Genomic DNA, 13,701 nt, shown 5'->3' on the forward strand with positions numbered 1-13,701 from the left:
CAGACCGACCGTCGTGCCTGTTCACTTGTATTCGATCAGCCGGCTTTGGCGCCCGCTCAGCCGTTTGCCCCAGTATTGCAGCGCGCCTTGCGCTTCGGGCAGTTTGGCAAGCGTGGTGAAACTGGCTTGAAGCCAGGGGGTGCCCTTGGCCCGCTGGCGCAGGATTTGGGCGGGAAAGGCCCCGAGCAGGGCAAGGCACCAAGGGCTGATCAGTATTGCCCCGGCCACGGCCAGCAGTGGCAAGGCCGCCCCCCAAAGCAAGGCACTGCGCAGTTCGCGCCGTTTGTGAAATTCGGGCGGACGCCCATGCATCGCGGCCCCTTCGGCATAGGCGTGCCCCCCCCGCTGGGCGCGTCGCCACCATTGCCCGAAGCGGGTGAGGTTGGCGTCATGCAGGGTCATTTCGGCGTCGAGCCGCCAGATTTTCCAACCCTTTGCGCGCAGGCGCACACACATCTCGGGCTCTTCCCCGGCGATCAGGCTGTCATCATATCCCCCGACCTCGGCGAGCGCATCGACCCGCATCAGCGCATCCCCCCCGCAAGCCTTGGCCTGCCCGATGGGGGTGTTCCATTCGGCATCGATCAGGCGGTTATAGAGACTGGCCTCGGGGAATTTCTCGCGCCGTCGCCCGCAGGCCACGGCGACGTCCGCATGGTCCTGCAAAAACTGGCGGGCGGTGTCGATCCAGCCCGGTTGCAGCACGCAGTCCCCGTCAAGGAACTGCACATGGGTCAGATCGGGCACCTGCGCGCGCAGGGCGGCGAGACCGGCATTGCGCGCGCGCGCAGCGGTAAAGGGGATGTCGGTGTCCAGCTCGACCACATGTGCACCAAGGCTGCGGGCAGCATTCACGCTGTCATCGCCTGAGCCGGAATCCACATAGACGATGTGATCGACCGCCCCTTGCAGCGCCTGCAGGCAGGCCACCAGCCGCGCGCCCTCATTGCGCCCGATGGTGACGGCCCCGATGACCGGCGCCCCGCTCATGCCGGGGCAAACGGATAGCAATCCGTCAATGCGGGGTGATCGGGGAAAATGTCGGCCAGTGCGGCGCGGTCCTGCAGGAATGTCGCCTCAAGGTGCGCGCGTGCGGCGTCGCCCAGAGTGGGGCGCGCATCCATGGTGCGGGCCTGCCGGATGCGGGTGCGCAGCGCCTTGGGCACCAGCGTGCGCCGCAGGGTGCGCGCCACGGGATTGTCGATTAACAGACCCTGCAAAGGCAGTTTGCGCATCCGCCGGGCCGAGACATTCTGCGCCTTGATCGTCTCTTGCCATGTGGCGGGCTGTTTGAGGCCGATAAAGGCCCCGATCCGCGCCAGCTCGCCCGCCCCGTCCCGTTTGAGGGCCTCAAGGCTGGTGAGCAGGATCCGCTCGGACCCGAACGCCTCGACGAACGGGGCGATCTGCATGGCGTATTGGCTGTAGGCGACGATTTCGGGCACGTCGCGGGTCGCGTCATCCAGCGGCAGGGTCAGCCGCCCTTCGCTCCATTCATGGATATAGTGCGACACGCAGCGCTGCACCGGGTTGCGGATCATGTAGATCAGCCGTGGGTCGGGCACAGCCGCCTGCAGGCGCGCGACGGTCTGGGGCCAAGTGGGCAGTTTGGTGTAATGTGTGCTGGCCTCGCCCTTGAGATCACCCGGCGCGGCACCGTCATAAAGGGCGCTGTACCAGTCCATGCCTTGGGCATAGACCGGATCGTCGGAAAAGAAATTGGGCTCTTTCGGCGTGGTCATGAAGACGCCATCTTGGGCGGCCAGTTGGGCCTGCAGGGTCGAGGTGCCGCATTTCATTGCACCGATGATCAGGAAATCAGGCTGTGCCATGTTACTCTCCCGGTGCGCCGCGCGGACCCAAAGGGTGCGTGAAATTGGTCCAGATGTCGCGCGCCTCCTGCGCAGCGGCGGGGCTGGGTGCACGCCCGGTCAGGCGGCGCAGTTGCGCGATACCGCGCCCCAGATGCCAGGCGAGATTGGCGGCCAGCAGCCCGCTGCGCCCGTAAAGCTGGTAAAAGAAGCGGGTGCGGGCGCAGTAGTAATAGTGCGGCAGGCGTTTCCTGGCCTTTTGCAGGGCTTTGACCGGGCCGCTGCCGCCGCGATAGTGGATCACGCGGGCCTCGGGCACAAAGGCACAGCCCCACCTAGCGCGGCGCGCGCGCAGACCGTATTCGGCATCCTCGAAATAGAGGAAATAGCCTTCGTCCATCAGGCCCACATCCTGGATCATCTCGCGGCGCAGCAGCACGCAGGCAAAGCTGACCCATTCGATGTTTTCGGGGCTTGGATGCAGGCCCAGGGCCACTTCGCGCTTGCGCAGCAGCCGGGTGACGGGGCCTGTGCCTGCGGCGCGGATCAGCTCGCTTTGGGGCGAGTGGGCGCGAAAGCAACTGACCTGCGGCGTGCCGTCGGGATCTTCGAGGCGGGGACCAAAGAATCCGGCATCGGGGTGGGCCTCGGCAGCGTGCATCAGGGCCGAGAACACGCCGGGGCGCACCGCCGCATCCGAGTTCAGCACCAGCACGAAGTCACTGTCCTGTGCCGCAATCCCCTGATTGTGCCCGCCCGAAAAGCCGGTGTTGGTAGGCGAGCGCACCAGTTGCACCTGGTCGCCAAGGTCATGGGCGTCGATCCACGCCGCGATCTGATCAGCTGAGCCATCGCCCGAGGCATTGTCCACGACGATCGTTTTGACCGCGATCTCTGGATCAGCGCGGGCGGCATCGATCACCGATTGTACGCAGTCGATGGTCAGCTGGCCTGTACGGTAATTGATGATGGAAACGGAAATCCTGGCGGACATGGGGCTGCCTTGTGGACCCGGAAGGGTCAGTGTTTGCGGGACTGCGGCTCTGGCTTGGCCCGTGCATATGTCAGTTGTCGGTCCGGTACAGGGTTTTTATGTGACTGGCGGGAATATCTGACCCGGGGTGTGACCTCTTGTGTCTCTGGTTCGTCCGCGGTCTGGGCGATCTTGCCCAACTCGACCCGCCCCCAGAGCGCCCCCGCCACCAGCCAGAGCAGCGGTGTCAGGGCGCTGTTGGGCAGCAGGTCAACCATCCAGCCCGCCACGATCAGGGCCAGAGCCGAGGTCTCTATCCCGATATTGTATGTGCGTTGTCGTATGGCCAAGAGCACAACCGCGCCGCCCAGGATCAGGAATTCGGACAGGAACTTGACCCAGCCCCCCACCCCGATGGAGATCGCCCAATAGCCATCAGCGATACTGACATCGCGCCCGTTCTCGTCATAGATCCGCGAGCGTCCCCACCGGCCCCAGCCGAACAGCGGTCTGGCGGAGGCTTTTTCCAGCATCGCCTCTTCGTGGTAGAGACGCGTGCCCAGCGAGGAGCCGCGTTGGGGGTCGATCTGTGTGGCGATGGATTGTATCCGGTCGATCGGCACCCAGCCCGCCCCCCGGCTGAGCGGATAGGACACCACAAGGATGGCCAGGATTGCGGCCGCCAGGATCTGCAGCCTGACGCTGAGCAGGGCGGCGATGGGCACCAGCAAGAGCGCGATGGCCAGCGCTCCGATGGATTTGGCCAGCACCAGCGTCATGAACAGCCAGAGGGCTGCGCACAGATAAAGTATGCGCTGCTTTTCGGCATAGATGCGCATCAGGGCGCAGGCTGCGATGATCGTGCCGGTAAAGAAGATCGCCAGTTGCAGCCCGTGCGACAGGAACACGATGGGGCGAAAGCCGCCGCCGCGCAGGTGCTGCGCCCAGGAATGGGGAAAGAACCCATAGACCATGCGGTTGAGCTGCGGCGACATGCGCACCTCGTAAAGCGCGAGCAGGGAATAGCACAGCCCGGCGATGCACAGGATGCTGAGCAGCAGGATGTGCTGTTCGGGATGGGCGAGATATTTACGCGCCAGGATCAGCGGCAGCAGCATCAGGGCTGCGCCCATCATGGCCGAAAACGCATCATAGAGCCGCAAACCCGGCAGGACGACAGTGCCGTAGGTCACCTGATCGCCGTTGAGCACGACGGTCATCATCGCACTTGCCACCGCGATGATGATCAGGAGCCGCAGGCCGGGATGGCGCGGCAGCCAGCCGTCCAGCACCTGGGCCTTGATGTCGGTCCGGCTCATCTGCCAGGCGATGAACAGGGCGGCGACCACGGCGACCGTGTTCTTGTCGATGGGGGGCAGCAGCGGGAGGTCGATGCCCCCTTCCACGGGCAGCAACAGGTAGGCTGCGATGATGCTGATGGCCACGGCGGCGGGCCGTTTCAGCTTTTGAAACAGGATGGTGACGACAACCGGCCAGCTGAGAATTGCAATTGTCGGGAACATGCCTTTGACCCTTACCCTTGGACCGCCCTGTCCTGGTTTGTTTTGCACATGATGATAGGCCGATGGTCTTGCCGCTTCATTACTACAAATGCTCGTGAAAAAACAACATCTTGTCGCGTCACAATATTGCCGTGCACGGGGACCGTGCGGTGGCTGAAGATTGCGTTAATCAGTTTGTAACATCTTTTCCGGCGCTGCGCCCTGCACCGGGGCCTGCCCCCATTCAAGGAGATGTTACATTGGCCGATACCTTTCAGGAATACACACCTGGCCTTGAAAGCCCGGCGTCTTATCTCACGGCCGTTGTTCCGGATGATGCGACAGACCTTGCGGTTGCAAGTCGTGCGCTCAACGTGGCCCAGAGCGGCTTTGTCCGTGTCACCACCGTGGGCGGTGACGAGGCGACTGTCTTTGTCGCGGCGGGCGGCGCGTTTCCGGTCCGGGCGCAACGGGTCTGGCAGACAGGCACGACAGCGACCAACATCGTGGCCATGTACTGATGCTATCGATTTCCCTGGCTCTGGGGGGGCTCAATCCGGATGCAGGGTCAATCGAGGCACCTGATCCGGTCAGCGAGGTTGTTCTGACACCCGGCGGCGTGCTGGAAGTGCTCAGCAACCTTGATCCGGTCGAAATAACAGTCTCTGCACCAGCGGATTATGCCGGGACCTATTCCGTGACCCAGGCCGCCCTTGCCGCAGGCCCGGTCAATCTGGTGCCGGCCCGTCTGGATGCGGTGCCCGCCATTGGCCAGCCCATCGGGCATATGCCCGGTCTGTGGGTGTTCGATGCGGCCCTGCCGGCGGCGGTCATCACGGTGCAATGGCAGCGCGACGGAGTGGATATCGCTGGCGAAACTGCCCCTTCTTACGTCCTGACATCGGGCGATCTGGGCACATCCCTGAGCCTGCGCGAGACCGCGACCCAAGCCGGTGGGGGCACGCAAGTGCAGGCCTCGGACGCGGTCGGGATCGTGTCGCGGACCCGGGTTCTGGCCCTGATGGGTCAATCCAACATGGTCGGCTTTGCCCCCTTTGATGGTGGTGCTGCCTATCCTGGAGGTGTGCTGCAGGTGGCCCGGTCCGGGCGCGCCTCGGGCGGAAACAGTGGCGATATCGTAGCGGCACAGACCCTGCTGGATCACTACGACGGCGATCCCTCCTTTATGGGTCCTGCCCTGCAATTTGCGATCGACTATGCCGCAGCGCACCCCAATGACACATTGCTGCTGGTGCCCGATGCCAAGGGTGCGACGGGCCTTGCGGCGGGTCAGTGGACCAAGGGCGGGTTCTATTACGACACGGCAGTGGCGCGGGTGAACGCGGTGCTGGCAGACAACCCGACCTTCGAGTTCTGCGGCATCCTGTGGCATCAGGGCGAAAGCGATGCAGGCAGTGCCGGGGACGCGGCGGCCTATGCGACCCGCCTTGATACGATGATCGCGGACATGCGCACCGACATCACGGGCGCAGACGCGGACACGCCGTTCATTGCAGGTGGCATGGTGCCGGACTGGGTGGCGGCGGACGCCAACCGCCAGACGGTGCAGGCCGCGCTGAGCGATACCCCCAACCGGGTCAGCCGGGCAGGCTTTGCCGACAGTGCGGGTCTGAGCCCCCTGCCCGACGGGATCCATTTCGACGCGGCCGCGCTGCGCAGTCTGGGCAGCCGCTATTTCACCGCATTCAACGTGCTGGACGATGCGTCGTCGCCGCCGGTCGATCCTGACCCGGCATGGGACATCGACGGGACTGTAATCCAGTCCGCGCTCACACCAGCGGCACCCTCTGTTGCGGGCACAGTGGTTCTGGAAGGAATTTGATATGGCACGGTTCTACTTTGAAAACACGGTCTCGGGCGACACGTTCGAATTGACAGGCACCCCGCCTTTCGATGTCGAGGGCCTGCTGCCGAATGGCACCTATACGGTCAGCGCATTGTCGGATGCGGCCCCGACGCAGCTGGTAATCGAAACGGCCACGCCGTCGGTGGCCGAAGCGGATATGGATGCCCATTGGCTGCTGGGGACCGATGCGGGATCGCTGAGCGATCTCAAGACCGGCTCGCTTTTGACACCCGGCCCTGCGGGGGCTGGTGCAACCTTTGAACCCAACGCGGTGCGCATTCAGGGCCTTGGGGCCGGGTACGTGTCTGAATTTGACGAAACGGCGGATTTCACCCTGTGCATGGTGATGCAGCGCACGAATGTGCCCAGCATTCTGGGCGGCACGCGGGTTCCGGCAAACGGCTCAGCCGGCTGGACGGCTTTCACCATCTCGGACAACGATCTGAACATCACCCGCAATGGCGGCTCGTCGCCCACCGTGGATGCCAACCTGCCGTCGGGCTATTTCTTTTTCGGCGCCTCGATCAGTGCCGCCGGGGACTGCGTCTATTTCCGGGGCGGTCAGGACGGATCGCAGGTGAGCACGCTGAGTGAGGCCCGCGGGGCCCTGGCCGCTTTGCCGCAGGCCCTGGGCGGGGTGCATTACAACACCCTGTTCAACAATGATTTCAAATGTGCCGAGTTCATGGTGTCCACCAGTTTCACGAACGCCACCCAGATGGGCGAGATCTATCAGCGCAGCATCACGCGCATGGCGGATCGATCCATCTCTTTGACCTGACCTGTCCAAACGGGCACAACTTTTTCCAGCAGGAGCAATGGCATGGCCACGCGTATCGGATTTCAGGGTTTTGCGGCGGGGGTTGACGTCATGTTGGCCACGGATGCAGCAGCCGTTGCAACAGGTCCGAGTGGCTGGGGGGTGACGTCGCAAGCGGGCGACCACACAGCCGATCTGGTTGCGCGGCGCGGCGAGTTGCAAGTGGCACCCGAGGGCATCAATTTCGAGGTGGTGCTGGACGGGTTCGACAATCCCGGCCCCGTGGACGCGGTCAACACCTATGATCCGCGCTTTCACAACATCTATTACTTCTGGGACTTCGGTGATCCGGGCAGCGTCTTTACCGCGCCGCAAAACATCCCGGACGTGCACAAGGACGCAAACAAGGCCTATGGGCCGATTGCCTCGCACACGTTTTCAGCCCCCGGCCCCTATACCGTCACCTGCCTTGTGATCGAGCCGTCCTCGGGCAAGACCCGCCTGGCCTCGCTGGAGGTCGTGGTGGGGGACGCGGAGGTTCTGTTCGCGGACGATCAGACGATCTTTGTCAGCACCGATCCCACCTTTGCACGTGCGCCGTCCGGAGCCCGAACAGTGACAACCGGCAATGAGGCAATGCTTTTGCAAAGTTCGTTGCAAAGCGCGGATGGCACAAAAATGTACCGGGTCATGTTCGACCGGGAGGTTGATCATGTTCTGGGTCCCATCGGGCAGCTGCGCAACCAATTCAAAAACCTTTGGTGGTGCAGCTCTCCGGGGACGGGGCAAGACCCGCTGCTGACGTGCGGAGGCAACACGGACAAAGGCTTTATCCAAGACAACACATCCAACTCCGAACCGGGCAAGCGCACCGATTTCGCGTTCCACGATCTGCGTCTGCAGGGATATTACGACACCCGCACCGAAACGATGGGCGGGCCGTATGCGGACAGCAACCCCGGCGGGGATGTGTTTCTGTCCATTCGGGGCGGCAATTTTGGCACCTATGCGCTGTTTCACAACGTGCATGCGACGGGGCTCAACGCGCTTTATACAAGCCTTGCAACGCACGCTCAGGTCGATCCAGACAGCATCAATACGATCTTCAACAACACGACCGTCACCAACTGGGCAAATTTCGCGATTTACGAACAGGGGCAGGGGTTTTCAGCCTATGTCGGCGTCGCCCTTTTGCAGGATGAGCTGTCAGTCAGCGGCAACAGCAAAAGCGTGCATGGTGTCGAACACGGGCCCGTCCGCATCCAGCATGCCGGGCGCTGCGCTGTGGATGCCAGCGACATGTTCAGCCGCAATGGCTGGTTTGAAAACTCACGGCTGATCCACACGCCCCAGCCTGCGTTCCGCTGGAACCAGGAGGGGGATCCGCGCGGCAAGCTGAACATGCAGCGCAGCGCGATGGAAGGCGGGTCGACGGTTCTGGCTCTGACCCGTCAGGATGCGGCCAGGGACGGCGCGATCAACAATATGCTGATCGACAAGACATCTGTGGTCGGCGGGGTGTTCACCGGATCGCACATTGCCACGGAACACTCGGGTCTGACCGTGCGCAACTGTCTTCTGGTCCATACCGGCCACCGGGATGGCAACGAGGGCGCATTTGGCCTCTCTCCCTTCCTTGATCTCAACGCGGTGGAAAGTGATGCGGATTATCTTGCAACGCCCGCACGGGTCTATTCCAACACCTGTTTGAATCTGGTCGCGGATGAATCGGATCTGGACGGAAATGCCGCGGTGGAGGTTTGCCGTCTGCGGAATTCCGGCGGCGCCTACTACACGAACTTCACCGAACAGAACAATATCCTGCATCAGCCCAATCTGGGCGCACCGGATACCCCCTATGCACCGCTGGCCGATACTGTGCTGTTCCTGCCCCGATATGCAGATTACCGCGACTGGACCTATCCGAGCGACATCAAGACGCTGGCCGCGGATGTGGCGCATGGGGAGACGGTGTTTTTTGACTATGCCGAGTTTGACAGTCTGACAGACCAGAGTGCGGCGGACGAAACGCCGTCCAACCCGCGCCGATCCCACGAGATGCTTGTCAACAATGGCCCGCAAGAGGCGCTGTTCTCCTTTGATCCAAGCGGCGTCACCGTGGCGAATGACAGCGGTGGACCCTGGACAAGCGGGGCCAGCGTGCGTGTCGGGGTCATCGGCACATCGCTCAACATCCGGCCCGAATACGGCACGCCACCCGACAGCGTCATCGCTGCCGCCCCCCTGCCCGGCTCGCCCGCGATCGGGGCTGCCCTTTCGGGCTTGCGCGCGCTGGATGACTTTTACGGGCAGGAGCGGCCGCAATATCCCTCTATCGGGGCCTTCGAGGTTGCAGGCTAGGCAGATGTGACGGCGGGTTTACTTCAAGATGTGCCATACGCATAAGTCACGGCATTGAGGTCAAAGAGCAGCGCCCAACATGTCTCGCCCGCCCACAGCCCACCGCGTGGCCTATCTTGCAGCCGAATATCCCGCGGTGTCCCATACGTTCATCCTGCGCGAGGTCGAGGCTCTGCGCCGGTTGGGGCTGGATGTGCGGACCTGTTCGGTGCGCACCACGGGGGCCGCACATCACAAAGGGACGGCCGAGAAACAGGCCGGGCAGGACACGTTCTATATCCTTGAGGCCGCGCGCAAACCGGTGGCCCTGCTGGCGGCTCAAGGGGCGGCCCTGCGCGCGCCGGGGCGCTATTTCGCGGCCCTGAGGCAGGCCCTCTCCATGCGTGCACCGGGCCTGCGCGCCCTGCTTTACCAGATCATCTATTTTGTCGAAGCCACGGTGCTGGCCGCCCATCTGCGCCGGATCGAGGCGACCCATCTGCACAACCACTTTGCCAATGCCAGTGCCACGGTTGCGATGCTGGCCGCGCGCATCGCCGACATCCCGTTCAGCTATACTCTGCACGGGCCTTCGGACCTGATGGACCCTGCGCGCTGGCGGCTGGATCTGAAAACCGAAGCGGCTCAGTTCGTGGCCTGCATCAGCTTTTTCGCGCGCAGTCAGGCTATGCTGGCATCAGACCCGGCCCATTGGGACAAGCTGCGGATCATCCATTGTGGGCTCGAGCCTGCGCGCTATGCCCCGGCCCCATCGACGAGCGATCACACCGATCTGGTTTTTGTCGGGCGGCTGGCTGCCGTGAAAGGCGTGCGCATCCTGCTGGGCGCCCTGCGCGCCGCCTTGCCTGACCACCCTGCCTTGCGCCTGACGCTGGTGGGGGACGGCCCGGACCGCGCCGCGCTTGAGGCCGAGGCGCAGGATCTGGGCGAGGCGGTGCAGTTCCTTGGTTACCAGACGCAGGAGGCTGTGGCCGACATCCTGGCGCGCGCCGACATGATGGTGCTGCCCAGTTTCGCCGAAGGGGTGCCCGTGGTGCTGATGGAGGCCATGGCAAGCCAGGTGCCGGTGATCGCCACGCAGGTGGCCGGTGTGTCCGAACTGGTCGAGCATGGCACCAGCGGTCTGATTGTCCCGCCCGGGGATCAAGTGGCTCTAACACAGGCCATTCTGTCGCTCGCGCAAGACCCTGCGCGGCGCGCGCAGATGGGCAAGGCCGGACGTGCAAAGGTCGAAAGCGCCTTTGACATCGACGGTGAGGCGCAGCGTCTGGCCGCCCTGTTTGAGGGCCGCGCGCCCGAGGGGCCTCGCCCCGACATGACGGACAACACATGAGCACGCCGCTCTACCAGTCCTACCAGTCGGCGCGCCATTTCGGCAGTCTGGACGGCTTGCGCTTCATCTGCATCACGGCGGTGATCTGGCATCACAGCACGTGGTTCCGCGATCTGGGCACCGAGATCACCCTGCTGTCGCGCGGCTTTCTCGGGGTCGATTTCTTTTTCGTACTCAGCGGCTATCTGATCACCACGCTGTTGCTGCGCGAGGAAGAGCGCCACGGCTTTTTCGACCTGCGCCATTTCTACTGGCGCCGGTTGCTCAGGATCGTGCCGGTCTATTTCTTTGTGGTGGGTCTGAATGCGGCCTATGCGGCCCTTGTGCTGGGACAGCCCGAACTGTTGTCGCTGCTGCCCTATTACTTTCTGTTCCTCTCCAACTTTTTGACCGAGCATATTCCGAACCTGACGATCACCTGGTCGCTGGCGGTGGAAGAGCAGTATTACCTGATCTGGCCTTTGCTGCTGTTGCTGCTGCCGCGGCGCTGGATCCTGCCGGTTCTGCTGGCGCTGATCACGCTCAACGTGCTGGGGCATATGGGCCTTTTGAACTGGATGGCCCCGACGGCCACCCATCTGGGGCCGCTGAAGTTTCATCTGCCACCCTATGCGCCGATCCTGATGGGATCGGTCGCGGCGATTGCTCTGCACAACGGGCGCATGTTCGCTTTGTTAGAGCCTGTTCTGGCGCAGCGCAGCGCGATCCTTGTCAGCTTTGCGCTGCTGATCGGGGCGCTGCAGATGCTGCCGGGGTCGGTGATCGGCTGGCCTGCCTTTGTGATCCATCTGGCGATGTGCCTTGTGCTGGTCACGGCCGTCATGCGCGAGGATCACATGATGCGATGGGCGCTGACCAATCGGGTGATCACGCGGATCGGGCAGATCAGCTATGGGATGTACCTCTATCACCTGCCGCTGCTGGTGGTGGGGTTCAAGGTGCTGGAGACCCTTGGTCTTTACAGCGGCCCGGCGCTGTTTTTCTTCTATTACGCGCTGACGGTGATCGTCTCCGAGATCAGCTTTCGCACGCTTGAGGCCTGGTTCACCGGCCTGCGTCCACGGCTGAAACCGCGTTGGGCCAGGGCGGCCTGAGCGCGCTCTATTCCGCCTGCCAGACCCCGGCCTGATCGGCCTCGATATCGGCGGCTGCGCGGGCCTTGCCCACGCGCAGGGCGCGGCGCTGATAGGCGCGGATGAAGGCGCGCAAATCCGCATCGCCGTGCTGTGCATCGCGGCGCAACATTGCCCCGAAATAGCCCTGCATGATCGCAAACCCGCCGGTGATCAGGGGCGGCTGGCGCATCTTGTTGATGGCTGAGGCCACCAGATAGACCGGCGAGGAGCCCATGTAATACTGCCCGAACCCGTGGCGGCGGCGCCCGGCAAAGATGCTTTGCTGGCTCGATCCCATCGGGCGCAGGTGCTCGAATTCCAGCTCGGGCGCATCCCAGCTGCCCGCCTTCCAACCGAGTTGGCGCGCCTTGTGGCAATCCAGCCCATCCCACATCACCTCGCGGGCAAAGCCGCCGATCTGTTCAAAACAGCGCACGCGCATGAACTTGCTGGCCCCGATCGACATCTCATCGCCGATCCCTTCGGAGATCTTCTGCCCCTGCGGCCCGCTATACCATGTCTTGCCCGAGGCGCTGCCCATGCGCGGGTCAGCCTCCATCCGGTCCATGAGGCCTGCGAAATAGGTGGGGGGCAGATCAAGGTCGAGGTCGAGCTTGCAGAGATAAGTGTAATCCGACAGCGATACCGTCTCTAATCCAGCGTAAAACGCCTCGATCACGCCGGGCCCGACAGCGCGGTGGCCGCGGTCGGGTTTGGGCACAACGCGGATCCAGTCATGCTGCGCGATGTACTCAGCCAGAATGTCCGGGGTCGCATCGGTCGAGCCATCATCGACGATCACCCACAGGCGCGGGCGTTCGGCTTGCGCGACCATACTGTCGAGCGTGCGACGCATGAAGTCGGCCTCGTTGCGGCAGGGGGAAATCACGACATAGGCGCGACTGGCATCTGTTTCTTTCATGTGATCGCTATCTTCGATATGCAGCGCACAGACAAGTTCTGACAGATCATTCGCGGGAAAAACTCTCCGGTTTTTCGTTCAAACCGCCCCCCATGTACCAGACGGAGAACGATTTGAACGCCCCCTCCCCCTCCAGCCGGCGTGTTGGTCTGCTGACCTGTTCGATGGCGACGGATATCGACCTTTTTGCGCTGCTGGCGCGCTCGGTTGATGAGCATGTTGCTGATGACATCCGCCATTACGTGGTCGTGCCCGGCGCCGACCTCAAGCAGTTTGCCCCTTACCGCACGGCGCAGCGCGAGATCATCGCACAGGAAGACATCATGCCGGTCCGGCTGCGCAAGCTGCCCACGTGGCTGCGCCATTTCGCCTTTCTCAAGGCCGGGCTGCGCCGCCCGGTCTATCTGACGCCGTCAAATGCGGTGGTGCGTGGCTGGATGCTGCAACAGCTGATCAAGATCGAAATGTCGCGCCGCGCCGAAGAGGACGCGACCATGCATATCGACAGCGATGTGAGCTTTTTCCGCGTCCTGCAGCACGAGGACGCGTTCAAAGGGGACAAGGTGCGTTTCTTCAAGGCCGAGGGCGAAACCAAGAACCCCAGGCACAAGCCCTGGGTCGCCTCGTCGTGCCGCTTTCTCGACGTGCCGGTGCCGGATCACCATCTGGGCCACTATATCGAGAATTGCGTGCTCTGGAGCAGTGCGGTCACCCATGCCATGGTCGAGCGGATCGAACAGGTGCATGACCGCCCGCTGCACGAGGTGATCTTTGCCGCCGACACCATGTCGGAATATTACATCTACGGCATCTTTGCCGATTTTCTGGCCGCCCCCGACCTGCTGGCCCCCGAGGATGTGTCGTTCTGCAATTCCTACTGGCCGTCAGATGAAAGCGAGGCGGTGGATTTCGATTCCCTGCGCGCGCGCCTGCAGCCCAAGCACTGCGCCATGGCGATCCAGTCCACCCACAAGCTGGACGTGGCCGAACGCGCGGCACTTTACCAGCGCGCCGAGAAAGAAATGACACGTCCGGACTCTGCCTGATTTCCATCACA

General features: G+C 63.1%; 12 protein-coding genes. 7 read left to right on the top strand and 5 right to left on the bottom strand.

What is annotated here, in order from left to right; all coding sequences use genetic code 11:
* Positions 1 to 21: 21 nt before the first annotated feature.
* The 4 genes from Q1A89_RS22275 to Q1A89_RS22290 are packed head-to-tail and all read right to left on the bottom strand — an operon-like array spanning position 22 to position 4,307.
* Positions 22 to 990 (bottom strand): glycosyltransferase, encoded by a 969-nt coding sequence (locus Q1A89_RS22275; protein ID WP_299733766.1) that lies wholly within the window; start codon positions 988 to 990, stop codon positions 22 to 24.
* The gene (locus Q1A89_RS22280) at positions 987 to 1,832 is read right to left on the bottom strand and encodes a sulfotransferase (RefSeq protein ID WP_299733768.1); all 846 of its coding nucleotides are present in this window, start codon (positions 1,830 to 1,832) and stop codon (positions 987 to 989) included. Before Q1A89_RS22280 ends, Q1A89_RS22275 begins: the two co-directional genes overlap by 4 nt.
* Before the next feature lies 1 nt (position 1,833).
* Complete coding sequence (locus Q1A89_RS22285; protein ID WP_299733770.1) at positions 1,834 to 2,805, bottom strand: glycosyltransferase family 2 protein; 972 nt, start codon at positions 2,803 to 2,805, stop codon at positions 1,834 to 1,836.
* 26 nt (positions 2,806 to 2,831) lie between these two features.
* Positions 2,832 to 4,307 (bottom strand): hypothetical protein, encoded by a 1,476-nt coding sequence (locus Q1A89_RS22290; protein WP_299733772.1) that lies wholly within the window; start codon positions 4,305 to 4,307, stop codon positions 2,832 to 2,834.
* A gap of 239 nt (positions 4,308 to 4,546) precedes the next feature.
* Here Q1A89_RS22290 and Q1A89_RS22295 point away from each other — a divergent pair, with 239 nt between their 5' ends.
* The 6 genes from Q1A89_RS22295 to Q1A89_RS22320 all read left to right on the top strand — a co-directional run bounded on the left by Q1A89_RS22295 (position 4,547) and on the right by Q1A89_RS22320 (position 11,701).
* Positions 4,547 to 4,807: a hypothetical protein gene (locus tag Q1A89_RS22295; RefSeq protein ID WP_299733773.1), complete on the top strand. Its 261-nt coding sequence runs from the start codon at positions 4,547 to 4,549 to the stop codon at positions 4,805 to 4,807.
* On the top strand, positions 4,807 to 6,129 hold the full coding sequence (locus Q1A89_RS22300; protein ID WP_299733775.1) for a sialate O-acetylesterase: 1,323 nt from the start codon (positions 4,807 to 4,809) through the stop codon (positions 6,127 to 6,129). Before Q1A89_RS22295 ends, Q1A89_RS22300 begins: the two co-directional genes overlap by 1 nt.
* Before the next feature lies 1 nt (position 6,130).
* Entirely contained in the window at positions 6,131 to 6,934 is an 804-nt protein-coding gene (locus Q1A89_RS22305; RefSeq protein ID WP_299733776.1) for a hypothetical protein, read from the top strand.
* Between the two features lie 42 nt (positions 6,935 to 6,976).
* Positions 6,977 to 9,274, top strand: a complete 2,298-nt coding sequence (locus tag Q1A89_RS22310) for a PKD domain-containing protein (RefSeq protein WP_299733778.1) — start codon at positions 6,977 to 6,979, stop codon at positions 9,272 to 9,274.
* Between the two features lie 79 nt (positions 9,275 to 9,353).
* The gene (locus Q1A89_RS22315) at positions 9,354 to 10,607 is read left to right on the top strand and encodes a glycosyltransferase family 4 protein (RefSeq protein WP_299733780.1); all 1,254 of its coding nucleotides are present in this window, start codon (positions 9,354 to 9,356) and stop codon (positions 10,605 to 10,607) included.
* Complete coding sequence (locus tag Q1A89_RS22320; protein WP_299733782.1) at positions 10,604 to 11,701, top strand: acyltransferase; 1,098 nt, start codon at positions 10,604 to 10,606, stop codon at positions 11,699 to 11,701. Before Q1A89_RS22315 ends, Q1A89_RS22320 begins: the two co-directional genes overlap by 4 nt.
* A gap of 7 nt (positions 11,702 to 11,708) precedes the next feature.
* On the opposite strand, the gene Q1A89_RS22325 is transcribed toward Q1A89_RS22320, so the two are convergent.
* Positions 11,709 to 12,644 carry a glycosyltransferase gene (locus Q1A89_RS22325; RefSeq protein ID WP_299733784.1) on the bottom strand — a complete coding sequence of 312 codons (936 nt, stop codon included), beginning with the start codon at positions 12,642 to 12,644 and terminating at the stop codon, positions 11,709 to 11,711.
* 113 nt (positions 12,645 to 12,757) lie between these two features.
* On the opposite strand from Q1A89_RS22325, the gene Q1A89_RS22330 reads away from it, so the two are divergent.
* On the top strand, positions 12,758 to 13,690 hold the full coding sequence (locus tag Q1A89_RS22330) for a DUF6492 family protein (protein ID WP_299733786.1): 933 nt from the start codon (positions 12,758 to 12,760) through the stop codon (positions 13,688 to 13,690).
* Positions 13,691 to 13,701: the final 11 nt, after the last annotated feature.

Origin of the sequence: uncultured Tateyamaria sp., from assembly GCF_947503045.1 — a bacterium.
Lineage (GTDB): Bacteria > Pseudomonadota > Alphaproteobacteria > Rhodobacterales > Rhodobacteraceae > Tateyamaria.